21 protein-coding genes are annotated in these 24,346 nt (G+C 44.1%); 14 read left to right on the top strand and 7 right to left on the bottom strand.

Annotated elements, in window-relative coordinates; all coding sequences use genetic code 11:
• Nucleotides 1–337: 337 nt before the first annotated feature.
• The 5 genes from DKT75_RS15695 to DKT75_RS15715 form a co-directional block, all read right to left on the bottom strand.
• Nucleotides 338–5,743: an nSTAND1 domain-containing NTPase gene (locus DKT75_RS15695; protein WP_109824415.1), complete on the bottom strand. Its 5,406-nt coding sequence runs from the start codon at nucleotides 5,741–5,743 to the stop codon at nucleotides 338–340.
• A gap of 33 nt (nucleotides 5,744–5,776) precedes the next feature.
• Entirely contained in the window at nucleotides 5,777–6,433 is a 657-nt protein-coding gene (locus DKT75_RS15700) for a hypothetical protein (protein WP_109824417.1), read from the bottom strand.
• 285 nt (nucleotides 6,434–6,718) lie between these two features.
• Complete coding sequence (locus tag DKT75_RS15705; RefSeq protein WP_109824419.1) at nucleotides 6,719–9,265, bottom strand: ABC transporter permease; 2,547 nt, start codon at nucleotides 9,263–9,265, stop codon at nucleotides 6,719–6,721.
• Nucleotides 9,249–9,983 (bottom strand): ABC transporter ATP-binding protein, encoded by a 735-nt coding sequence (locus DKT75_RS15710; RefSeq protein WP_109824421.1) that lies wholly within the window; start codon nucleotides 9,981–9,983, stop codon nucleotides 9,249–9,251. The genes DKT75_RS15705 and DKT75_RS15710 overlap by 17 nt, the downstream gene beginning before the upstream one ends.
• A gap of 191 nt (nucleotides 9,984–10,174) precedes the next feature.
• Nucleotides 10,175–10,615 carry a YqaA family protein gene (locus DKT75_RS15715; RefSeq protein WP_109824423.1) on the bottom strand — a complete coding sequence of 147 codons (441 nt, stop codon included), beginning with the start codon at nucleotides 10,613–10,615 and terminating at the stop codon, nucleotides 10,175–10,177.
• A gap of 198 nt (nucleotides 10,616–10,813) precedes the next feature.
• Between DKT75_RS15715 and DKT75_RS15720 the strand changes: the two genes are divergently transcribed.
• The 5 genes from DKT75_RS15720 (at nucleotide 10,814) to DKT75_RS15740 (ending at nucleotide 15,460) form a co-directional block, all read left to right on the top strand.
• Nucleotides 10,814–11,488: a DUF2293 domain-containing protein gene (locus DKT75_RS15720; RefSeq protein ID WP_109824425.1), complete on the top strand. Its 675-nt coding sequence runs from the start codon at nucleotides 10,814–10,816 to the stop codon at nucleotides 11,486–11,488.
• A 152-nt stretch (nucleotides 11,489–11,640) separates the two neighbouring features.
• Complete coding sequence (locus tag DKT75_RS15725; RefSeq protein WP_146201395.1) at nucleotides 11,641–13,233, top strand: endonuclease; 1,593 nt, start codon at nucleotides 11,641–11,643, stop codon at nucleotides 13,231–13,233.
• A 53-nt stretch (nucleotides 13,234–13,286) separates the two neighbouring features.
• A complete protein-coding gene (locus DKT75_RS15730; RefSeq protein ID WP_109824429.1) occupies nucleotides 13,287–13,691 on the top strand; it encodes a VOC family protein in 405 nt (134 codons plus the stop codon).
• Between the two features lie 35 nt (nucleotides 13,692–13,726).
• Nucleotides 13,727–14,122, top strand: coding sequence for a cupin domain-containing protein (locus tag DKT75_RS15735; RefSeq protein WP_158278891.1), 396 nt, complete (start codon nucleotides 13,727–13,729; stop codon nucleotides 14,120–14,122).
• Between the two features lie 108 nt (nucleotides 14,123–14,230).
• On the top strand, nucleotides 14,231–15,460 hold the full coding sequence (locus DKT75_RS15740) for a toll/interleukin-1 receptor domain-containing protein (protein WP_109824433.1): 1,230 nt from the start codon (nucleotides 14,231–14,233) through the stop codon (nucleotides 15,458–15,460).
• 10 nt (nucleotides 15,461–15,470) lie between these two features.
• Here DKT75_RS15740 and DKT75_RS15745 read toward each other — a convergent pair whose 3' ends face one another.
• A complete protein-coding gene (locus tag DKT75_RS15745) occupies nucleotides 15,471–15,962 on the bottom strand; it encodes a GlcG/HbpS family heme-binding protein (RefSeq protein ID WP_109824435.1) in 492 nt (163 codons plus the stop codon).
• 191 nt (nucleotides 15,963–16,153) lie between these two features.
• Between DKT75_RS15745 and DKT75_RS15750 the strand changes: the two genes are divergently transcribed.
• From DKT75_RS15750 to DKT75_RS21850, 3 genes are read left to right on the top strand one after another with little or no spacing between them, the layout of a single operon-like run.
• The gene (locus tag DKT75_RS15750) at nucleotides 16,154–17,488 is read left to right on the top strand and encodes a malonyl-CoA decarboxylase (RefSeq protein ID WP_211665461.1); all 1,335 of its coding nucleotides are present in this window, start codon (nucleotides 16,154–16,156) and stop codon (nucleotides 17,486–17,488) included.
• Nucleotides 17,489–17,518: 30 nt separating this feature from the next.
• On the top strand, nucleotides 17,519–18,688 hold the full coding sequence (locus DKT75_RS15755; protein ID WP_109824437.1) for a CaiB/BaiF CoA transferase family protein: 1,170 nt from the start codon (nucleotides 17,519–17,521) through the stop codon (nucleotides 18,686–18,688).
• Nucleotide 18,689: 1 nt separating this feature from the next.
• Complete coding sequence (locus DKT75_RS21850; RefSeq protein WP_158278892.1) at nucleotides 18,690–18,863, top strand: hypothetical protein; 174 nt, start codon at nucleotides 18,690–18,692, stop codon at nucleotides 18,861–18,863.
• Nucleotides 18,864–18,960: 97 nt separating this feature from the next.
• On the opposite strand, the gene DKT75_RS15760 is transcribed toward DKT75_RS21850, so the two are convergent.
• A complete protein-coding gene (locus DKT75_RS15760; protein ID WP_109824439.1) occupies nucleotides 18,961–19,818 on the bottom strand; it encodes a DUF6279 family lipoprotein in 858 nt (285 codons plus the stop codon).
• A gap of 195 nt (nucleotides 19,819–20,013) precedes the next feature.
• Between DKT75_RS15760 and DKT75_RS15765 the strand changes: the two genes are divergently transcribed.
• The 6 genes from DKT75_RS15765 (at nucleotide 20,014) to trpA (ending at nucleotide 24,271) form a co-directional block, all read left to right on the top strand.
• Nucleotides 20,014–20,250: a DUF6364 family protein gene (locus DKT75_RS15765; protein WP_109824441.1), complete on the top strand. Its 237-nt coding sequence runs from the start codon at nucleotides 20,014–20,016 to the stop codon at nucleotides 20,248–20,250.
• A complete protein-coding gene (locus DKT75_RS15770; RefSeq protein WP_109824443.1) occupies nucleotides 20,247–20,663 on the top strand; it encodes a PIN domain-containing protein in 417 nt (138 codons plus the stop codon). Before DKT75_RS15765 ends, DKT75_RS15770 begins: the two co-directional genes overlap by 4 nt.
• 44 nt (nucleotides 20,664–20,707) lie before the next feature.
• Complete coding sequence (locus DKT75_RS15775; RefSeq protein WP_211665462.1) at nucleotides 20,708–21,367, top strand: hypothetical protein; 660 nt, start codon at nucleotides 20,708–20,710, stop codon at nucleotides 21,365–21,367.
• A 127-nt stretch (nucleotides 21,368–21,494) separates the two neighbouring features.
• The gene (locus DKT75_RS15780; protein ID WP_109824447.1) at nucleotides 21,495–22,238 is read left to right on the top strand and encodes a GntR family transcriptional regulator; all 744 of its coding nucleotides are present in this window, start codon (nucleotides 21,495–21,497) and stop codon (nucleotides 22,236–22,238) included.
• A 43-nt stretch (nucleotides 22,239–22,281) separates the two neighbouring features.
• Nucleotides 22,282–23,514: a tryptophan synthase subunit beta gene (trpB, locus tag DKT75_RS15785; RefSeq protein ID WP_109824449.1), complete on the top strand. Its 1,233-nt coding sequence runs from the start codon at nucleotides 22,282–22,284 to the stop codon at nucleotides 23,512–23,514.
• Nucleotides 23,507–24,271: a tryptophan synthase subunit alpha gene (trpA, locus tag DKT75_RS15790; protein WP_109824451.1), complete on the top strand. Its 765-nt coding sequence runs from the start codon at nucleotides 23,507–23,509 to the stop codon at nucleotides 24,269–24,271. Before trpB ends, trpA begins: the two co-directional genes overlap by 8 nt.
• The last annotated feature ends 75 nt before the right edge of the window (nucleotides 24,272–24,346 follow it).

Below are 24,346 nucleotides of genomic sequence, written 5' to 3' on the forward strand. Positions count from 1 at the left end.
GTAGAGAAACTTGCTATCACCGGAGGTTTAGAGTTAGCATTTTTAGGGTGCTGGGTTAAGGATAGTTTTAAACCCTAATATGCTTAATAAGAATTAAGTACTGGAGGCTTTAAGTCTCCATGTTACCCAAAAAAGTTGTAGGACACTATGTATAGTTAAATTTAGCAATCAAAAATGGCACCTACTAGGTATCAAGTTATAGCCGCAAAGCGGCGAAACGATCTTAAAATAAGAAGTGTTTAATGCAACCACCGTTAATAAATTGGGAGTTAGTCTCCAGTAAATTTATAATTGGTGTGATCAATTTAACCACCTTTTATATAAATAATTCTATAGTTTATTTAATATGAGGGTTTAAATCAGTTGATTCTCGACACTTAGTTATTGTTGGTAGTTCGCCCAAAAACTGTTGAGCTGTCCACTTTGTTTTACACCATAAGTTGCTTTCAATATTGCATTCTTTGTAAGGTTCAGTGGCTTTATCGCAGCGCTTTAGCTGATCAGAACTTAAGTATCTTGGCTGACCATACTCATCAATATAAGTCCCCGTTTTAACGGCTTGATTCATTTCATTAAGAAACTGATCGGGGGAGGGGGCTAAATTGAGCTTCCATAAGTAAAGCTTCTTTTTACTCCAGGTTATAATAGATTTCTGATCAGGGGCTACTCTAACTCCTTCAGTATAATTTTTTTGCATCATTGGATAACTTAGCATAAGTCCAGTCTTTGCATCCCAAGCACGTATTGAGTTTTTACTGAATGTCAATATTAACTCTCCTTGTGGAAATATAGTGGCGCCACCTATATTTTTGTAGATAACGTGGTCGCTCCTTAAGTTAGAGGCTCTCATTACTTTTTCAGTTGGATCGTCAGGTAAGATGAAGCTGTGCAAGTCACTTTCACTCCATTCAGGAATAGGTTTACGGCCTCTTTCGATTGTTAAACTTTTGTTTTCTGAGAAAAAATCTCCAGAACTACCACTAAAACTACCGCCTTCTGACGTCAGTATCAACTTTCCTGTTTGTTTTTCTCTTATTTGTAATACTGTTCCGGCGCCTTCGGATGTGCTCCTGATGAATATATACTTTCCACTTTCTGATTCTGTGGCGGTAAAGCTAAACTCATGCATTCTGAACCCGATAAAACCTTCGGGATCATGACTAAATGCAACGCCAACTTTACCCAAAATTGCATCATAAATCTGTATTTCTTCTTCGTCGTTGACGAACAATAGAGTCGCCGAGCTACCCAGTACCTGCAATCGAGCATCGATTGTTTCATCTCTAACTTTTATTTTATCTCCAATTTGCTCAAAGGTTAATGCATCCCAGAATTGTACTGTATCACCGTAGTTTGCTAGAAATCTTTTTTTATCGAAGGAGACAAGCACTCTCTTATTCCCATTATGCGGGAACGTAATACCAGTAGACTTTCCGGTAGCAACATCCCAAGCGTGGGCATGACCGTCATCACTACTCCATGTTAGTAAGTGTTTATCGTTATACAATAAAATAGGGGGGGCAGATTCGCCTGAATGTTTTTTTGCCACGCCTTTTTCTTTAATTTCTTGAGTTGTTGATATATCCCAGAGACGTGCAGAATCAGTTCCCCATGTTAATAATTGTTTGCCCTTAGAAAATACATGAAAGCCGAGGATATCCGTTCCATGCTTTATTGTATTGCCTATAACATCAGGTGAAGACTTATCCAAAATATGAACGACCCCATCAGTGTATGATATTATTAGTTGATTATTACTTGTTAGCTGTGCATTCTGAATGGTTGGGGGAGCTGCTTGGTTGTCTGTATTTCTAACAGCAATTTTTATCGAGTGTTTACTCAAAGTACCAATTCGGATTTTATCCATTAAATAATTTGTAAAATATAACTCATTAGAAAGCTCTGAGTCTAAATTTGGTTGTATTCTGTTAACAGAGGAGTTTTTTAAAAACACACCTCGGCTTGTTAATAAATTATCGTAATAAATTCCATCAGAATTTTCACCTGATGTGCACTCACTTGAAGAAAATGGATTCAGAACTCCTTCTTCTATTTGTCTTTCTAACACTTCAATATTAATTCTATCTATTATCTGGCCTGTCTGTATGCTATGGATATCTATCCATGAGTCGTGAACAATATATGCACATTTTTCATTCTGGGATATGCTAATCTCCGTATCTAAAAACTCTTCAAGTGAATTGTCGTCTATAATATTTAAAGTTTTTAATGTAGGTACTTCGATGATGTGAATTTCCCCATATGAGCGACCTACAGGCGTACTAATAAACGAACGTGAACCGTTAATAAGTAACCTCGTCTCTCCCCTTAAAAGCCCTATTGAGTCTATCTCTCTGCCTGTAGCTTCAACGCTTTTGATCAGTCTACCTGTAACTAAATCGTACAGATATAATTGACCATCGTAATCCCACGATAACAGGCTTTGTTCATTATTAAACACAATACCGCCTGTAAACACACTCGTAGGGCCATCAGGTTCCCACGGTGTTGCCTCATACCTCGTTGCACTGTGCTGCATCAACCCGCCAATACTTACTCCTGTTGATAAATCCCAAACTTGTGCTATCCCAGCTTCATCTACAGTTAAAACTTTTGCACCATTTGAAATTGGTGTTGCGTCTATAATATCGTTCTTTGTAAATTTTATAGTTGGCCCAAGCTTGTTCTTTAAGTCAATATCCCAAGCCTCAACAAAATTACCACCCCACACCAATAGCTTGCTACTGTTATCAAATTCAGTTATTCCTAAAATTTTATGTTTAAGCGTTTCAGCCAGCTTAAAGTCTAAAAGGCCAATTTCTGCGAATGCGTTATGAATAAGGTTCTTAGTTTCCTCTGTTGTGCTGGCATCTTTAGCTTTAGCAAATGCTACAGATGCTTGGTACCAAAGGTTGTCAGCGCTTAAGTTATACCCTATTTTCAAATATCTCTCAGCGTCTAAGTTACTTATTAGATTTTTTTGACCTATTGCTACCCACGATATAATCCCTGAAATAGAAAGTAGTACAGCAAAGAAAACTGCTAAAATGCGTACATATCTTTGATTCCTCTCCCGAGTATGATCTTCAATTTTACAGGCTTCCAAATACTTTTCTTCATCCTTGGTCGTGAAAAGCAACCCTTCAGCTTTATATTTCCCAATGTCTTCTAAGCGAGTTCCCGTATGCATCAACTGACTTTTCTTATAGTTCTTATCTGTCTCCTCTTTCCAGGCTCGACTCGCTTCAATAAGACCTTGTCTAATTATGTTTATGCCTGAATCATTAAGCCAACGATCTAATCTAGGCCAATTATGAATCAAACTTTCATGGGCAATTTCTACATCATGCTCATAAGTTACGATTAAACGTCTTTCACCATCTGACAGTTCCTGAATAAGTTGACGAAGTAGTATCTTGTTTGCATCTTGAGGGTATAGTTCTTGTTGTGAAATGCGTTGACGAGTATCTCGGTATTTATCATTTCCAATTTGCGTTTGTCGTTCGTTATCTGGTCGTGTAAGGCGTAGATAGATATTTCGAAGGTAACGCTGAGCTTCTGAGTTATTCTTATATTGCTTGTAATGGGTCTCAGCAATCTCAGCAATTGCATTGCCAGATTTTTTGATTTTGTCGTATTCCTGATTGCGCAAGTGTTGCCCTCGTCGTCTGTTCCAAAGGGAGCGGAGGGATTGTTGTAGTAATGGCATAGCGCCAGGCTGCCCATCTACATCATTCAAAATGCGTTGCAGTAACCCTTGCTCTAAAGTGAGCTTAACGGAGTCTGCTTGCTGCTCAATAGCTGTGCGTAACTCTCTTTGATTCATCGGTGGTAAAAGTTCAGCCTGGTCCTGAACTATTTTCCGAAGGTTTTCATAGGGAGCGCAATCACCACTGAAATCTACCCGCATCGTTAATACGACTTTACAAAGAGGGTATTTATTGGGGATTTCTAGTAGAGTATTGACATAAGTTTTGATGGCTTGCTTTGTTTTTTTCGCATCATATTGTAGATGAGTAGTAAAAATTTCTTCAAACTGGTCAACAAAGAGAATATTATTTTTTTCAGGGTTTATCTGGGTAATAAACGTATTTAGCTGTTCTAGCTCATGATTGTGAGGACGTAGGGTTGTAATTACCAGCGGTTGGTTTTCTTCTTTTGCTTGTCTATCTATAGCCGGTAATACGCCAGCGTATACAATCGAAGATTTACCCGAACCTGAGTCTCCTTTGATCATGAGTACACTGAGTGAATCTAGGCGCTTGGTTAGTTCTTTTACTTTTGTCTCTCTTCCAAAAAAGTAAGGCCTATAGTCAAAATTGTCTCCAGTATCTTTATCCTTAAAAGGACGTAAGCCAGGAAACGGACAACGCGCATCATAGGATGCAACCGCCTTAGCCTGTGCAAGTGCTGCAAAGCCAATGCCAGTTGTTTCTTGTGTGAGTTTATCTAGTTCCCGAAGAGTATCTTGTTGTTCACTAGCGGACTTACTGATATCCAGTTGCTTATATAGCTTTTTGTAAGCGGAAGTTAGGGCTGGGGCACGTTCATCTATAAGTCCATTATTTCCATTTATATTACCTAGTTGGTCACAGCCATATTTAATTTCAGCTGGCGTGAGTTGATCTAGAGATTTTTCTTCTGTTGTAAATAGTGGTCTGCTACCTAAGCGCTGATAGAGCACAGGCATGTGGCGATCAGCCGCATTTAATAACGATACTCCTGCTTTAGATAATGCAATATCAACGTGAGCTTCCTGAGTTAAGTGACCGTAAAAGTGTTTTGTTAGTGTGTGGGCGGTATCAATCGATACCTTATCACTCATAGCAATAACAGCAGGTGTTCCCAAATCTTCTAACAAGCGAAGTGCTAGAGGTCTAGACCTATTATTGTCGTCAGTGATTTTACTGGCTTTCGGGGTAGCAGTCTCGCAGCAGGATAAGACAATTAGGTTTGGTAAAGTAGAGAGGCGTCCCAACTCTTTAACTATTTCATCTTCGTTAATGATTGAGCGACCTTGATAAGGGATGATTAATGCATGTTGTTTGCTTTGTTCATTGTAAAAACCATGCGCTACAATATGAAGGATGGGGTAGGGCCTTTTATTAAGAGTTTGAAGAAGACTTTCCCAGCTAACCTCTTTTTTATCGCAAAGATAAGTAACGGGGGGGGTGATGCGACCTTCTGACTCATAAGCCTCTTCTATTTTAAAAGCCTGCTTGGCTGTATCAATGTCAAAGGGGTGGTAGTCTCCTAGAGTGTTAGAGGGGCTGCTAATGACAGCTAAAGTGTGCAGATTATGTTTGCTAAGCACCGGATATCTACGATCAATCAAACTCGGGATGTAGTAAGAGAATACCAGTTGCTGATGTTGTGCTAGCGACTCCCATTGACCAAGGTCATTTTTGAAGCACAGTCTTTCCCATTTAAGGTGCTTTAAACCTTTTGCTTCGACATTAAGAAAAACCTGTGTGAAAGTTGGTTTGCCGTTGTCATAACTGTTTTTGGTAGCATCCCTAGTTATATCGAAGATACCATCATTGAATAATGCTCTACCAATATATTCGCCGTATTCATCAGAGTTAAGGTCCAGTGCAAGTAACTTACTTTCCCAGTCCTCTTCTAGCTTGAGTGTGCTTTCTCTGCGATGAGGCAATGCATCATGATGATGCAATGTTGCAGTCACTGGCCAAATGTTTTCATCTGGTGATTGTAGAGTAATTTGGAGATAAGCGTTTGGCATGCTAATTATTCTTTTAGTCCAAAGACATGAAAATCAAACTTTTTCTTCATAGTTTAGAACGGTAGGGATAATGAATGCCATGCTTTCCTCACCGAAAACGATTTTCTGGATTTCACGAAATGCATTCATATATTCTATGCAAGACTCGACATTGAGCTTGGTAGGTGCTGGTAGGTATTGACCTAAGGGACCAGTGAAGCCTGTTACAGAAATTCCCACTCGAGTGTCAGTGTCTTTGAGTTGGGCGGATGCTGCTAAATTTGGCAGTGTTAGGTCAATGTTAGTATCTAAATTACTTGTAGCTACAGATAACCTGACGGCTACACCGATCTCCACGTTATGTTTATCTGTTGATTCGATTGAAAAACGCTTGGCTTCGTGAATAACTCCAGCTTTTACCTTTTCCACCTCTCCTCCAAATAAGCCAGCTAGGAGGCTGACTTTAGCGGCCTGTTTTTCACTGTACGCGTAGGCTTGAATGTCCCATCGCTCGAGGGGGTAGTTTGTTTTTTTAGATTCTATTTCGTCAGTGGTTGCTGATAGGGTTGAGAAAGATTGGTTGGCATCAGAGTCAGGCTCTTTGGAACTCTTAAAAAAAGTAATCATCTTACTATCTCTAAGGCTACGGCTAATCTCTGCTACATCAGTAGGCAAAGTTTGCGCTGATGAATCTGCAATAATCTTTTTCATGAATTTGACACCTCTCCATTACATAGTAATTACACGAATATCATATATAGCATAGGAAAAATATTCTATTTTCTTAAGTGTTTTTCGTTTTAAATTCAGGTGATTAGTTCATTTCTCTATTATTTTCACATAAATTTAAATATTGATCTTTTCTCCATTCTCCTAAACCCGGGTTTTACCTTCGTTTCTTCAGAGTGAAATTTCCGTTTTGTATAGCCTGTTGGGGTCTTATCTATTTCATGGTGTTATTCTTTGTGGAAAGTGGTTTTTACAAAAGCGTAAACATCACCCCAACCCCCTCAACAAAAGCGCCGGTTTAACACTCATCCTCCTGTGCAAATACTGCGCCCCAACCACCAACGTACTAACACTAACCACCAGCGCAGTGACAAACCCCACCCAAACCAAGTCCGTAGAAGGTAGTTTCATCCGCCATTCCAACAACGGTATAGCAATAGCCGAACCCAGCAACACTGCAAATAACGCAGTCACCACCGCGATCAGGAAAAACTCCAAATACAAACTTTTACGAATTTCAGAAAGCCGCACACCCAGCGCATTCAACACTGACGCTTCGTAAACCTGACGCACACGACTGGCGGCGATCACGCTAAACAACACCAGCAAACTAGCAAGAAAACTAATCACCGCAACCACCAATAATCCACTGGTGGCTTGGCCGAGTAGTTCACGCGCACTGGCCAAAATACGAGCGGTGCGAACGGTCACGACATTGGGTGCAACATCGCCAATGCTTTTCTGCACTTGCAGGGCTTGGTCGTCATCCATCCAAGCTGCGCCGACATAACGCTGAGGCGCGTCGCCAAACACGCCATCCGAGACGATGCCTTCAAACCAGAAGCGCGTTTGCACACCTTTTTGTCGGTGAATCGCTGCGATGTTAAATGTCATGTTTTGGCCAGCGACTGCATAGCTAATGCGATCACCCACGTTGATGCCAATGCGACGGGCTTCGCGGTCTTCCAGTGACATGCTCGGAATGGTTTGGTCTTGGTCGTCACTCCACCAGCTACCTTCAATCAGCTCAATGCCATCGACATTGCCGCCGCGATAACTGAGTTTGTGGTCGTCGTTTAAGGTGTCGCGCAAGTCGTCTTCACGGTCAGAGCCTGCGACGGCATTCTCCAACAAGCTGGCGACCGTTTCCCCATTAACCGAGACGATACGGCCTTGGACTAATGGTACTAGCTCTGCTTTTGCTTGTGGCGCGCTTGTTTGTATGGCGTTTTTAACGTCATCGACCTGACCAGGACTGATGTCGTATAACACCAACGCGGGTGACTCTTCAGGAATGGTTGCCTGAATCGTGCGTTGCAGCGACACCACTACCAAGGTACAAATCACCAGCAAAGTCAGTGCTGAGCCGAGTGATAATAAGGAGCTGCGAAGCGGTGCCGCTGGGCGATGTAGGTTAGCCAAGGCTAAGCGAAACGCGATACCTGTGCGGAAGTCTTTAGAGTTTTCAAGTCGCTGTGCGCCACGTCTAATCAGGCGAAGAGTGACTTCTAACAGCCCCAACATCAACGCCACGACCAGAATAAAACCAATACCAAACAGTAAGGAAGGCACGCTGATCAGTACCAAGGTAATGATCCCAACCGCACAGGCAGCCGTTGCTATCGCCCAGTTACGCGGCACGCTTAATGCACTGTTGCCACCGTCACGAAACAGGCTCGCGGGCGATACGGATAATGCCGTTCCAATCGCAGGTAAGGCAAAGCAAAACGCGGTTAACAAACCAAACACAACAGCACTAAAAAACGGTGCGGGTAGGGCGGCAAAGGTGGTGCTAATCGGTAACTCTGCGGCCACCGCCGCACTGCCGAGTAACGCCAGTGTCATGCCCAGTAATCCCCCTAACAAACTCGCACCACCACCCATGATGCCGACTTGTAATAGGTAAACCGCTGCGATGCGTCCATTGCGCAAACCCAAAGAACGTAGGGTCGCGATGGTTTTTAGCTTGCTTTGTAAATACGATTGGATGCTGCTGAATACGCCCAAGCCGCCAATAAACAGCGTGCTAAATCCGATGATCAACAGACCAGAAGCGATCTGCCCAATACGTTGAGAGATGCGTTCGCTACGGTCTTCAAAGGTACGTACTTCCCAGCCGCGATCAGGGAATTGCTCATAGAACTGATCTTTCCAAGTGGCGGTGGGCAGCTCGGTTGCGACTCGATAATCGTAGCCAACACGTGAGCCGGGTCTGAGTAACTGCGCATCGCTAATCGCTTGCGGAGAGATCAGTACCGGTGAACCACGCCAGTCTGCGGTGAGGTTACGGTCGGGCTGTTTTATGATCAGCGCGCGCACGTCCATTTGCAGGCTACCGATGGAAACGGTGTCACCCACTTTTAGCTCATAACGTTCTGCCAGTGAGTTGTCGATAGCGACACCCCAGCGTTCGTTTTGCTTGCTGATCAGTTCGCTTAACGGTTTTTCAGGTGCGAGCTCTAACTCTCCATAAAGTGGATACAGGTCATCAACGCTTTGTAGTTCGACGAGGACAAAGTCTTCTTTGGGTGTGCCGAGCATGGTGCGCAGCTCGATAAGTTCTGACACTTTGCCGCGCGCTGACATCCATTCCACAGCTTCATCGGGAAGCGCTTGTTGGTTGTTAACACGGACTTGCAGGTCACCCCCTAATAACTGGCGCGTGTCTGATAACAGCGCGTCACCGACTAAGCGATACATGCTGCCACTGGCTGAAACTAGCGTCACACCGAGCACTAAACAGGCACAGAAAATCCACAGTGAACGACCACTGGCGCGCAGGTCACGCCACGCTAAACTAAGCAGAAATCGCATCGGTAGCGTCCTCTACTAATCTACCTTGTTGTAGGCGGAATATACGTTGGCATTGTGCGGCGATGGATTCGTCATGCGTCACTAAGATCATGGTTGAGCCACTCTCGCGGTTTAAACCAAACAGTAATTCGATAATGCGTTCGCCTGTTTTTGCATCTAGATTACCGGTTGGCTCATCGGCTAATAGCAAGCGTGGTTTGTGAACGAGGGCACGAGCAATTGCTACACGTTGCTGCTCACCACCGGATAGTTGTGTTGGGTAATGACCAGCACGCTCGCCCAAGCCTACGCGTTCTAGTATGGCGATGGCGGTTTCGCGGGCATTGTCTCGTTCGGCTATTTCCAGCGGTAACATCACATTTCCCAGAGCGGTTAGGCTGGGTACTAAGTGGAACGACTGAAACACGATGCCTAAGCTGTCACGACGCAGGTCTGCCATTGCGTCTGCGTCTAGTTTGGCGAGGTCTTTGTCATCTAGCAAAATAGCGCCGCCAGTGGGTTGCTCTAGTCCTGCTAGCAGTAATAAAAGGGATGTTTTACCTGAGCCTGACGGGCCTAAGATGGCGACGGTTTCGCCTTGTTGGAGCGTCAGGTCAACGTCGATCAATACGTCCAGCTTGGACTCTTGCATCTCGTAGGAGAAGTTTAGCTGCCTGAGGTCTACCACGGTTTTTGTCTGTGCTGTGTCAGATGTTTTGTTAGCCGAATTCGAAGTCATAGCGCTTACGTCTCTGTCAGTGGTTCAAGGGCTGGTGTGTTGGGTTGAGTATAGATGTTACACCAAACTTTAAATGTAAAAAGATATCGCTATAAGAAACGGGGATATGTTGCGGGAGGATGCGGAAGTTTTGTTAAGATTTTGCAAAGATGGGCTGCACTAGTGTCGCCATTAGTTGCTGTAGTATCAGCTCAACTGACTTGCAATACGATATAACTAATAACGACATACCGTAGCAATTTACCCGCAGTCACCAATATAAGAAACCAGTGCAAGCGAATCCGCAAAACACCTGCTATCACGGTTAACGGGTCACCAATGATGGGCACCCAAGCAAAGCATAAGGACAGCATGCCGTATTTTTTAAAGCGTTGTTCTGCTCGCAAGAAATCATCTTCAGACATCTTTAACCATTTTTTCACGAGGGGAATGCCTCCCCAGTAGCCAAGGGCATAGTTTGTTAGAGAGCCCAATACATTGCCTGTTGTTGCAGTGATGACCAGTAGGGTGGGTGATAAACCATTGAGCAATAACGCACTCAGCACAACTTCCGAGCTTAAAGGTAAGATCGTTGCGGCTAAAAATGCCGAGATGAAGAGGCCAAGATGTCCGAGTTCTGTAAAATATTCCATGATGGGGAATAGTAACGATTAACGCTCAGATTGTCTGACTTTAAGTATGAATAGATCCTGCGCTAGTTCGTACTGGTAGCAAGTTGCATAGGAGTGCGCTAGTGTCGCAGGGCTAAAATCACAAGGTGAATGAGATGAAAGACACACTAACGCCATTTAATGATGACAACTCTTATCATCTGATGAGTGAGGACTAATATGACTATTGAAACATTGGACGTTAGCCCTTCTGCTAAAGTGAGACACGTTGTGAATGCTGAAGGTGAGATGCTAGCCGTTCCAGACGGTTGGATATTGCTTGAACCCGGTGATGCGGCACTGAGCCGACGGATTAAGAAAGATGGGCCAACGTGGACCATGAAGGAGAAAAAAGGTCGGCGGCTTTTTTCAAAAGGCATTTGGGCACCTGCGGATAGAATCGCTGTTCTACGCGCTGAGTTGGAACAAGAGCGCCTCGACCCGTCTTATCAAAAGAAGCTCGATGCGGGTCGAAAGCGGCGCGAAAAAGAACAAGTTGCCTATGCCGCTGATTTTGAAAGCTCTGTACGTGACTATTTATCCTTCGCGCCTGTCTATGATGCACTCGCGATGGAGATGGCTAAACAAATAGCTGACCATGCGACGCCTGTGGGGAGTGGGACGGTTGCACGCACTAAACGGATTTCGATTGAGCAGCGTGCAGAGGCGGCGACTATTGCTTGGATGCGGCATCAGACGACAGCTTATGACGATATGGTGATTCCACGGGTTAAAGGGCAGCGCCGCGAAGTTCGAAAACAATTGGCTCAGCGTTCTAAGCAGTTGCTTAATGATTATCGTAATGGTGCGGAAAGGCCTCAGGAGTGTCCGTTGGCTGCGGCTTTGAAGGGTTGAGACGTTGGTTCGTTAGTATGAAAATTACTATGGTTCAGTTAGATGGATTTGCTTGCTGTTTTAATCACACCGTTCAGCATTTTAGTAAGCTGCTTTTGAATTCAACAGCACTGGGGTAAAGTAGCCCCCACCCAACAACCGTGTGAACCTCAGTGTCTTTCCAAAAACGATTTAATACAGTAGCGAGCGCATGCTACCTATGTCTGTGCGCTTGCTTACTCAGTTTTTCCGCTCAAGCAGAAGAAGACTACCCCGTCATGACGCTCTTTGGTGAGTCAGATAGTGGCGTGTTTCATGACTTAGCCTCGGGTAAACTCCTCAAGACTGTAGAAGACAAACTGGGTACGTTTTACCTAGAGCAAGATGGTGATATTTTTGAAGAAGATGTTGCCACGCTAGATGACCAATATTTCTCGCTGCAAAATACTTACTCCTTTAGCAAGTCAAAGCGTCTGTTGGGAACTGAGGTCTACACCGAGCACTTACTCGCGTTCTATAGCGGCTGTCGTTACCGCTTGTATCAGAAGAAATTCATCCCCGTACAAAGTAGCTGTGGCTTCAAATACCGTAAGAATAAAGCGCGCTCAGAGCGAATAGAGTGGGAGCATATTGTACCTGCTTGGCACTTTGGGCATCAGTTACGTTGTTGGCAAGACGGTGGCCGAGCGCATTGCCGCAGTAGTAACGAACAGTTCCGTGAAATGGAAGCTGACATGCACAACCTTGTGCCTGCGATTGGTGAGATCAACGGTGACCGTAGTAATTATAAATACGGCATGATTGCTAACGAGCCGCGTCTTTACGGTAGTACGGTGAACATGGAGGTCGAGTTCAAATCAAGTAGTGCAGAGCCACCTGAGAATGTGATGGGGGATATTGCGCGTGCTTATTTCTATATGGCTGACCGCTACCAACTACAGATCAGTGATCAACAAAAGAAGCTGTTTATCGCGTGGAATAATATCGACCCCGTGGATGATTGGGAGCGTGAGAAAAACCAACGGGTAAAGGCGCTGCAAAACACTGAAAATGAATATATCACTCACTACAAAAAGCTAACGCAGAATGAAGTAGTAACCAGTGCACCAGAGACTGACTTTGGCAATATTGCGCAGTCGCTGAGAGAGCGTTTTAGTTTCTTGTTTGACTATCTGCCTGCACAAATCGTTGAGGTGTTGATACTGCTGGGAGCGGCTTATTTGTTTTGGCGAAATCGTCGTAAGAAGAAGGCGAGTGCTAAAGAAGAGAGTGCCAGTACTGAGGATGGTAAGGGGACTGAGAAAGTTGAAGCTAAGAAGCAAACGGACAAAGCGCCCACGAAAGAGGCTGACCCTGAATACGTTAAAATTCGCTCGGTGATGAATAACTATGTGTTGTCTGTCGAGGATGATGGGCAAGTGGTTGTGGAGAAAAGTAGCCGTGCCCATGCGCAGCGTTGGCAGCTTATTGATACGAATAAAACCGAAGGCTTTGTGTTTATTCAGCACTTGGAAACTGACAAGGTTTTGGCAGTTGAAGGCGGGCTTAAAAAGGATGGAGCGCCTGTGGTATTAGAGGCGCAGAAGCGACGGTCTAATAATCATCAGGAGTGGAAGTTTATAGAAGTGGAAGCTGGTTTGGTTGTTGAGAATCGTGAGACTGGGTTGGCTTTAGTTATTGATGGGAGAAGTAGTAGAGTTATGGGGCTGGAGAGTAAGTCTAAGGGTGCGTTAAATCAGCCTTGGCGTGTTGAGTTGAAGAACTAAGTAACTGTATCTTGTGGGTATCTATGAGGTAGTATTCTGGTAAAGTAATTGAAATGGCTATATCTGAAAGTGAGGATGACATGAAAATTAAACGCTTATTAACCAATATTTGTTCGCAAGATTTGGCTCAATCCAAAGCCTTTTACATCTCCTTATTCGCATTTAAGGTCGACTTCGATAGTGATTGGTTTGTACACCTAGTTTCAGAAGGTAGAGAGCTGGAGCTGGGTCTAATCCTTCAAAGCCACGAAGTAGTGCCTGAGCAAGCGAAAGCGAGTATTACTGGTGCGTACCTAACCTTTGTCATTGATGATGTTGATCGCTTTTATAAAAAAGCGCAGGGCTTGGACGTTAACATTCTACAAGCACCTGAAATGACGCCATACGGTCAAAAGCGTATGCTACTACAAGCACCAGAGGGTACAGTTTGCGATGTTTCGTCGCCTGTAAATGTGTAACTAAGTTATGACAGGCAATGTGCAGAGGAGGGCCTATGAGCATTAAAGTACACAACATTCAAAAAGACTTTGTCGTTTTAAGTCCAGAGAAAACAGCCACTGTAGAAACGGCTGATTCAACGCTATATCAACGTCTTGAGCAAAACTATCAAGGCTTCAAAGGCCACGAGATGATTGCCGCGTTTGAGTTTGAGTCAGACTGGGATACATGGGAAATTCACCCCAATGGGGATGAGATTGTGATGTTGATGTCTGGAGAGATAACGTTCGTGTTAAAACTTGAAGACGGTGAGCAAACAGTCGATTTGAAAGAGTCCGGTACTTATATCATTGTGCCTAAAGGTGTATGGCACACGGCAAAGACTACTGTTAAAAGTAAGTTGCTGTTTATTACCCCAGGTGAGGGGACGAAAAATGCTGCTGAGCCGTGACAAGGCCAATGTAAGTTAGCAACAGTTTGTATTAAGTTAGGCCAGTAAAACCAGCAATCATGGACTATATTAGTAGTTAAACACACTACATTCATAGGATAAGGACTCATGCCCTGTCGCATTCGCTTGGCCAGCTTCGTGTCATTAGTACTTGTTCTAGTACTCACAACTTCCTGTACACAAAAAAGTAGCAGTGAGCCGGAGACTAATGGCCCTGACTCCTCAGAAGGCTCCGATAAGCCTTTACCCCCAAAAGTATCAACAGCGCCTCCATCAGCAATTGTGAGAAGAGCGCCTACTGCGGCTGCAGCTCCCATGAAAGTTGAGGCATCTGACTCATTCAGAGCGTTCGGTCAGATTCTTTACAACCCACCCACTGAAATGACGCTCAATGTTGCAGAAATGATTGAGGTCAGAATAGCCAAAAATGAAGTGAGTGATAAAGGGTTGAGCGGCAGCGGTGAGGTTAGACGGGAGGAAGTTCCAATCACTCAAGTGATGAGCGTGCGCTTGTGTTGTGGTGACTCAGGCAATGGTGATCCATTTGATATAACGACTGCAAGTGCTGAGGAGCAGTTAGTAAATTCTCCTTTGCTTATAGAGGGAGAGTTTACTGAATGGGTGTTTCAGGTGACCCCGCGTGTTAAAGGTGAGCAAAAACTCACGCTTCATGCTATAGCAAACTACACTCTAGAAGATGGTAGAAGCGTCCCTATAGGCAAAGTACTGAGCCGCGATATTGTGGTTCAAGTCGATGCCCCGACAGAAGTTTGGCGCTGGCTAGTAGAAAACTGGTATTGGTTTGGTATTTTACTGGTGATCCCGTTGACGGCATTACTCATTAACCGCCGAAACCAAGCCTCCAGTATCCCCCATATTCCTTCAGGCAACGAGTCAGTATTTATTAGTTATCGACGGGATGACAGCAGTGGCCACACTTTGGCTGTTTACGAAAAGTTAAAGTCAGTGATGGGTGATGAACATGTGTTTATGGACTCGGATGACATCCCTCATGGTGCTGACTTTGCTGAGCATATTGAAAAGGTGCTAGACAGCGCGAGTACGGTATTGGTGATGATTGGCCCAGCTTGGTTAAACGCGAGTAATACGCAAGGTCGTCGTTTGGATAACCCTCAAGATTTTGTCCGTATGGAGGTTGCAACGGCGTTGGAGAAAAAATTACGGGTGATTCCAGTGCTCTTACGAAACACTGAAATGCCATCTTCCGACGAGCTACCAGACGTGCTAAAGGGCTTGAGCACGCGTAATGCTATTCGTATTTACGATGATCAGTTTGATTCAGGCATTCAACGTCTAATAAAGTCAGTGGTTAATTAGTCGCTGACTTTTAAAGCCTCGCATCCTGCCAAGTCTCAATAGGCTCCGCAGGGTATGGCGTCAGTTTCACCGTTTTCACCGCTTCAACCGCCACAAATTCATCCTTATCAGAAGCGTCACCACTGACACCTACCGCACCAATTACCATGCCTTCTTTATCACAAATAAGTACGCCACCTGGTACAGGTACAAATCGACCTTGCGAAGCCGCAGCTAACGCACCTTGAAAAGAAGGGCGATCTGAAAGGCGATTACGAATAGTTCGACTAGAAATACCCATACCTAGCGCACCCCATGCCTTACCTGTCGCTATATCTGCGCGCATAATGCCCGAGCCATCTTCACGCTTCATGGCGAGCATATGACCGCCAGTGTCTAGCACCACGACAGTCAGTGGTAATAGTCCGTACTCTTTACCAAGCTTCAAAGCGTGGTCGACGATAGCTGAAGCTGCTTCAAGAGGTAGTGCTACCTTTAGATGCTTGACGTAATAATCAGACATAGATGAAATCTCTTTTTTTGATCGTTGTTTTTTAGTAGCTAGGCTCTTGGGAGAATTATGAGCCTTATTGACTAAAATGATAGATAAATTTAATACCGATTATATCGCTAAAACAAATAAAATGTCGATTTTATTTGTTTTAGCGTGGGTATTTGTTTAATATAAAGATTCTCAATAGCCAACAGAACTCCATGACTATGTTTCAATTAATAGATACTAGAAACGGATTGCTTAGCGACCTCTTAACAAGAGTGACGGATATTGGGAGAAGTCTCGACTCCGTTATTAAGCAACGGGAAAAGCCGCTGCTTGAACAGTGCGAAGGCCTGTTAGATAAGAATGGTGAGGCCGCTAGTCTTGCCAAAGCGCAACAGTTGCTAAAGCATTATGATGAGCTTAATGATGAGGAAAAGGGCGTTTTCTTCCTTGAAATATTAGCAAATTTTGGCACAGATAACGCAGCCTTAGAGAAGGCGATCAATAACTGGAAAAGTGACAGTAGTGAAGCCAATGCACGCGTTTTGCACTTTGCCAGTGAGCCAAGAAGTCAGATTTTATTACGCCGTATTAATCAAGCGCCGAATGGCACATTGGCGTTGGTAAAAATGCGTGCAGATTTGTTACGTTTTACACGTACTCACCCCGAATTAAAAATCTTAGACCAAGACTTTGCACACCTGTTTTTGTCGTGGTTTAACCGTGGTTTCCTCAAACTACAAACGATGGACTGGGGCACACCCGCCAATATTTTAGAGAAAGTCATTGCCTACGAGGCGGTGCATGAGATCAGTAATTGGAGCGCGTTACGTCAACGCGTCGCTGACCCTGACCGACGTTTATACAGCTACTTTCATCCAGCCTTGGGTATTGAGCCGCTGATTTTCGTACAAGTGGCATTGACCGACCACGTTCCCGGTGCGATTGCACCCATACTTGAGAAACAACGCGAGCCGCTAGATCCTGAGAAAGCGACTACGGCAGTGTTTTACTCCATCTCAAATTGCCAGACAGGTTTGAAAGGTATTTCCTTTGGTAACTTCTTAATTAAACAAGTGGTTGAGAACTTACGTGAAGAGTTCCCAAAATTGGAGACTTTCATCACCTTATCGCCAGTGCCAGGCCTGAGACGATGGGCGTTACAGCAGCTTGAAAAGCCTGACGCTGTTACGACAGCAGAGCACTTGGAGTTGATACGTGACTTAGAGCGCGCTCGGCTTGAGGGTACTTTGACTTCATTGCTGGAAAATAATAAAGCGTTTAAAAACTTAGTCGCAACTTATTTAGTGAGCGCACGCTCACCTAGAGGTGGCGCGACTGATCCAGTGTCTCGCTTTCACTTAGGAAACGGTGCGCGACTTGAAGATATTCACCTTCAAGGGGATGTCTCAGAGAATGGATTGAACAACTCATGGGGTTGCATGGTTAATTATCAGTATAGAATAAGTGACATCGAAAAAAATCATGAGACTTATGTGAATGCGGATAAAATTATTACGTCATCAGCAGTAAAAAGTCTGCTGAAATAAAACGACCCACCAATTTAAGGAGTTTTAAATATGACAAGTTCTATGCCGCTAGAAGGCATTCGAGTGATTGATATGACGGAGGCTTTGGCTGGCCCCTATTGTGCGATGATGTTGGGTGATATGGGGGCAGATGTCATTAAGGTTGAGCGTACAGGTTCAGGTGATCAAGCACGCAAATGGGGCCCTCCGTTCTTAGAGAGCGAGAGTGCCTATTATATGTCGACCAATCGAAATAAACGCTGTATCACGGTCGACATTAAAGACCCCGATGATCTGGCGCGGTTGCATAAACTACTGGAGACAGCGGACGTTTTTATTACCAATAATCCGCGTCTCGATTCACTAAAACGCTATAAATTAGACCCTGATTACTTGCGCTCCATCAATCCTAAGCTGATTTTTTCGGCGTTGAGTGGTTACGGCCATACGGGTCCAAAAGCAAACCGTGGAGGCTATGACCTTATCGCACAGGGCGAAACAGGTTTGATGGCGATTACCGGTGGCCCAGAAGACGGACCGATGCGATTCCCTACACCAATTTCGGATATTACAGGTGGCCTTTACTCAACGATTGGTATTTTGAATGCCTTGTATGCCCGCGATAAAAAGGCAGGCGGATCGGGCAGCGGTCAGTTCCTTGATGTTGCTTTAGTAGACTCAGAGATGACGTGGCTAGCAAATTTAGGCGGTAGTTACCTAAATGCAGGTCAGAAGCCTAAAAAGATGGGCAATCAGCATCCAACGATTACACCGTATCAACCGGTACGCGCTAAAGATAAAGATATCATTATTGCTGTCGGTACTCAGGCTGTCTGGGGGCGTTTTTACAAGATTTTAGACTTGGATGAGGCATTAGTGGCATCGCGCTTCGCCACCAATGAGCAACGCAACGAACATAGAGATGAGCTAATTGCATTGATCGAAGAGGTACTGATGACGCAAAACGCGGATCATTGGATCGATCAATTTGTCGCGCACCAAATCCCCGCTGGACCAATCAACCTACCTGACGAAATTTTAGAGGATGAGCACACCTTGGCTCGTGGCATGGTGATCGAAATGGATCATCCACTCGTGGGAACTGTTCGAAATATTGGTAACCCAATTAATTTATCGGAGACACCCGTCACTTATAGGAAGCATCCGCCAATGCTGGGGGAGCACAATGATGAGATTGATGAGGAGATTGGTTGGCAATAGTGTGCTAAACGGAAGGGTTAGTCATGTTGAGAGCAAAGCATTGCTCAATACTGACTTGGCTAAGTACAAGCAGCCTAAGAAGATTTTCTTTGTGGACGAGTTAACTCGTAATGCGATGGGTAAAGTTCAGAAAAAAGCGTTACGTGAAACTTATGACGGAAGTTTTTTTAAGTAACAATACAGTGTTAGTGAAATAGTTACTTTTGGTTGAGTAACTACCTTGGGCGCTGCGGTCATGCTTTGAAATATAGGCATGGTTGCAGCGCCATTTTTTATTGTGGCGATAAGGATAAAAAATCAAACTGGTACTTTTTGACTGACGCAATCAGTTTCTGTTTCTGTAAAGGCGCCAGTGAGTTGAATAAGTCTGACATCAACGTCAAGGTCAGCTGCTTACGTTGCTGATAAGATTGCTTTTCAGCAGCACTAGCGTAGCGCTCTTGAGTCTTAAACTGAGCAAGAATACTTCGGTTAAATTGCTCTGGGTTAGAACGATTGTTTAACAGCTTAGGGACGACCTCTGAAAGACGTTTATGGCGCTGCTCTCTTAGCATGTTGTTAGAGGCAGTGGCTTTTGCCCAGTCAGCAATGAGGTTGGCTTGTGATTTAGTCAATCGGCCAACTAGCTTAGCCATGCGCTTTATCATTCGGTTTTGTCGTCTGACTACTTGCTGCTTAGGTGTTCTGGCTAGGTCTTCTTTTAAGTCTTTCGTTAATTCTCGTTCAATGTTTTTAATCACGGAGGGAATTTGTTTGGCGTCTAATGAAAACAGCATGGTTGTGATAATAGGCACTAGCTCATCTACACTGGCCATTACTAAATCAAAGACCTCATCATAAATCTTGCTAACGTCCTGAGGGTTCAGTGTTTCTTGTTTGAACTGAACCGCTTTTTTAGCCATAAAGTCGGCATAGACTCGCAGCTGTGTTGATTGATGCCAGTAGTGAAATTTATTGATATCTCGATTTAACGCAGCACCTTGCGAGCTTGTTAAAGACACATAATCATTGATCTTCCAGCGTATCGCATTATCCAAAAAACGATAACTGACTTTGATGGTGCTGCAACCTACTAACAGCGACAGTAATAAGGTAACTAGCAGCGTTTTTAGAGATATTCTTACGTGCATTGTTTGACTACCTTGCTGTTAGTTGCTGAGAGTACTTGAATGAAAGCACAGAACTTGGCTGGTTGTCCTATTACTGTTTATTTACTTTCCTTCAAACACTGACCATATAGGGTGTCATTAAAAATCAAGCTTGCTTTTGGATTTATTTAGACGTATAAATAAATAATAAATATACGTCTAAATAGGTGTAGTGACATGCAAACCAAACTTACATTGCGCGTAGAAGATTCCCTAATACAACAAGCTAAGGACTACGCAAAGAAAAATGATAAGTCCTTATCACAGATAGTGACTGACTACTTTCGAGCTTTGACAGAAAGTAAAAAGCTTTTGGAAAACGCACCTATCACACGATCATTGATTGGTGTGTTAAGTGAGACAAAAGTTGATGAAAGCGACTACAAAAAGCATTTAGAGGATAAGTATCTGTGAAGGTTTTGATTGATACTAACGTCATTCTTGATGTGCTTCTAAATCGCGAGCCATTTGTTGAGCTTTCAGCAAATATCGTTAGCTCTGTTGAGACTAAAGATATTGAAGGCTACCTGTGTGCGACAACTGTTACTACGTTGGATTACTTAATCTCTAAAGCGAAAAACCGTCAACAGGCTAAGTCTGAAATTAAAAAACTGCTACATCTCTTCGGAATAAGTGATGTGAATGCGCGTGTTTTAGCATTGGCAGCGGACTCTGAGTTTACGGACTTTGAAGATGCTGTTTTGTACTATTCAGGGGAGTGTACTGGCGTTGACTGCTTGGTAACGCGAAATGTTAAAGACTTTAAGCATGCAACATTGCCTGTTTATACACCTGAGGAGCTTTGGGGCATATTGCTGGTTAGATAAGTAGTTAGATGTACATGTCGGTAGTATACGGAGAAGAGCAAGTTATGTTATTTAGTGGCAAGGGGGCCGATAGTCGTTTTTGCGCAGTACGTGATAATGGGCCTGATTTTAATTTAGATATAAATGGTCAAAAAGTATTTGTAGAAGCAGCTGTTGCGAGTAGAGGCACGACTGAGGATAAGATACCTGATATAGGTCAGTATGATGAGACTAGAGAACCTTTAGTTCCGTTTAAAGAGCTTGCTCTTAGAGTAACAGCTAAATTAAAGGATAAAGCCGAAGCTAATAATGCTAGGGAAAACGCTAAAGAAGGCCCCTATATTATTGCGATTAATTTACCTTATAAGGAAGCTTGGCTCTGTTCTAGCCCACCATTAGCTGCTCAAGCAGCACTGGGTGTTAAGGGGCAGTTAATCGAATTTAATGAACATGGGGTGAGTTCAAGTTTTACTCATAACCCCAATATATCAAGGTCTACTGGTGCCTTGGTTCCTACAGAGTACTTTCTGAGAGATGAGTTTTCACATATTAGTGCATTAATAGTGGCATCAGTAAATCCATTTAGTACAAGTTATTCAAGCCCTTCGTTGGAGTTATTACATAACCCAAAAGCAACTAAACCAATAGATCGTGGGTTGATCACCCTTGGGCGAGAATACTGGGTTGAATCAGGAGTATTGAAAGAACTTAACTATGATGACTAGCTCATAGGAACTAATATTTATTCAGTAGTAGTCTTACGCATTACATGTTTTGATAGGCGAAGTTAAAATGTGTTCTGATATGTAAGGTTGTATTGACAACTTTACTGATTAAGCCTATCGTTAAGCCATGAACCTAAACAGCCAATCTCCCATCCCGCTTTATATCCAACTCGCCCAGCGTCTACGCTCGGGTATTGAGAGTGGCGTATATACCGTGGATGAGAAAATTCCCTCTGAAAATATACTGGCAGATCAGTTCAGCATTGGCCGCCCAACGGTTCGCCAAGCGACTGATTTACTCGTCAGAGAAGGGCTATTACAACGACGTCGCGGCTCAGGTACTTACGTACTGCCACCACCACAAAAGATTGATTTATTCTCACTAACAGGCACAACTGCTGCTTTGCAAAAAAGTAAGGTAGCCAGTGAAACACAGCTACTGTGCAAACCAGTGTTATTGTCTGCCGATGAAGTCTCTACGCAGTCACAACTTCCCGCAGTACTATCTCAGCGCGAGCTTTACACGCTACAACGCCTAACTAGTCTTAACGGCAAAGCGGCGCTAGTTGAGCACATGTATTTGGTTGCAGATGTTTTCCAAGGTATCGAAAACCTCGACTTGGAAAATCAATCATTGTCACGAGTAGTGAGTGATGAGTTTCACTTACATGCAACCGCGGCAGACCAGTCATTTGATATCTGTTACCCCGAGCTAAAAGTGGCTCAAGCATTAGAATTAGAAAGCGCGCAGCCTGCGTTACACGTTAGCCGACTGCTGCACTTTGGCGATCTTCAAGGGGCGGTTTACTGCGATATTTATTGCCGTACGGATCGTTTCCAGTTTTCACAAAATATTACGGTGACTGAGTAATGCACTCGGCACTTTTTACCGCATTTAACGATAGGATTCACTCATGAAACACAGTGGTTATCACAGCCGATTCGGTGGCGCGTTTATCCCCGAAATATTGCAAACAACTTTTGATGAGCTAGAGATAGCTTATCTTACAGCAAAAGACGACCCCACTTTTTGGGCAGAGTATATGCACCTTATGGGTACGTACTCTTGCCGTCCAACGCCAATTACGTTTGCAGAGAATCTGACGAATCACTTCGGTGGCGCACAGATTTATATCAAACGTGAAGATTTAAACCACACGGGCGCGCACAAGGCGAACAACGTGATGGGGCAGGGCTTGTTGACGAAGCGCATGGGTAAGACGCGTGTAATCGCAGAAACAGGTGCGGGTCAGCACGGTGTTGCAACGGCAACGATGGCGGCTAAGTTTGGTTTTGACTGCACGATTTACATGGGTGCGGTAGACGTTGAGCGTCAGCGTCCAAACGTATTTTGGATGGAGCAGTTGGGTGCAACGGTTGTCCCTGTGACTGACGGTAGTGGTACGCTGAAAGATGCGATTAATGAGGCATTTCGTGACTGGGTAACTAACATGGATAACACGCATTACGCTTTGGGTACGGCGTGTGGTCCTTATCCTTTCCCTGACATGGTGACATGGTTCCAGTCGGTTATTGGTACTGAAGCGCGTGAGCAAATCCAAACGTATGCTGGTCGTTTACCATCACGTGCTTATGCGTGTGTGGGTGGTGGCTCTAACGCGATGGGGCTTTTCAGCGGCTTTATGGATGATAAAGAGGTAGAGCTTGTTGGTGTTGAGGCTGGAGGACGTGGTCCAGGTATGGGTGAGCATGCGGCTCGCTTGGCTTATGACGATGCATCTGTCGGTGTTGCTCAAGGTTACAAGACGTACTTCTTGCAAGATAAAGACGGTCAAATGCAGGAAACACACAGTATTTCAGCAGGTTTGGATTATGTGGGTGTATCGCCAATTTTAGCGCATTTGCATGAAACGAAACGTGTGCGTTTTGAAGCGGCAGAAGACAAAGATGTAGTTGCTGCAATGTCACTAACAATCAAGAAAGAAGGTTTGATTCCAGCACTAGAGACGTCTCATGCATTTGCTCAAGCGTTTAAAGAAGCACCAGAAATGGATAAAGATGAAGTGATTTTAATCAATCAGTCGGGTCGCGCAGACAAAGATATCTTCACCGTTGCAGACGCACTGAAAGATCCGAAATGGGAAGAGTTCATCATCGCTAAAGCTAAGGAGTATTCAAATGCTTGAGCAATACATTCGCGATAAACGAAAAGAGAAAGACCTGCTGTTAATGACGCACATCGTACTGGGTTATCCTTCGTATGATCACTCGATGCGCATGGTTGAATCGATGGTTGAGGCGGGCGTTGATCTCATGGAGTTACAGATTCCATTTTCAGAGCCGATGGCTGATGGCTCGGTGATTTTGCGTGCAAATGCAGAAGCACTAAAGTCTGGTGCGACGGTTGAAAAGAGTTTGGAAATGGCGGAGAAGATCACCGCTGCGTTTGATATTCCTTTCTTATTCATGACGTACTACAACATTTTGTACCGCAACGGCGTGACGCACTTTGTGGATAATATGAAGCGTATTGGTATTCAAGGTTCTATCATTCCTGACTTGCCGCCAGAAGAGGCTGAGGAATACTTGGCAGCGATGGCGAAGAACGAGCTTTGCCCAATTCACATTTACACACCAAACACGAGCGAAGAGCGTTTGAAGTTTTTGGGTGAGAAGAGTGAAGGCTTTGTTTATGTGACGGCGCGTAAAGGTGTGACAGGTAAAGACACTGCGTTTGACCAAGACATCGCTGATTACCTTGGCAAATGTCGCAAGGCAACAGACTTACCATTAGCACTAGGCTTTGGTGTGAAGTCGCGTGAAGATATGGAATTCATCAAGGGCAAAGCTGATATTGCGGTTGTTGGTTCTGAGTCTATTCGTGTGATGGAAGAGCAGGGCGTTAAGGCTGTTGGTGGGTTTATTAAGAGCTTGATTCTATAATTGCTTTGACTAGTAACTACTGCCTCAGCAGTTATGAGGCACAGATTTGGTGAAGTCTTTAATGTACTCAAGGGC

Origin of the sequence: Leucothrix arctica (genome assembly GCF_003172895.1) — a bacterium.
Classification (GTDB): Bacteria; Pseudomonadota; Gammaproteobacteria; order Thiotrichales; family Thiotrichaceae; genus Leucothrix; species Leucothrix arctica.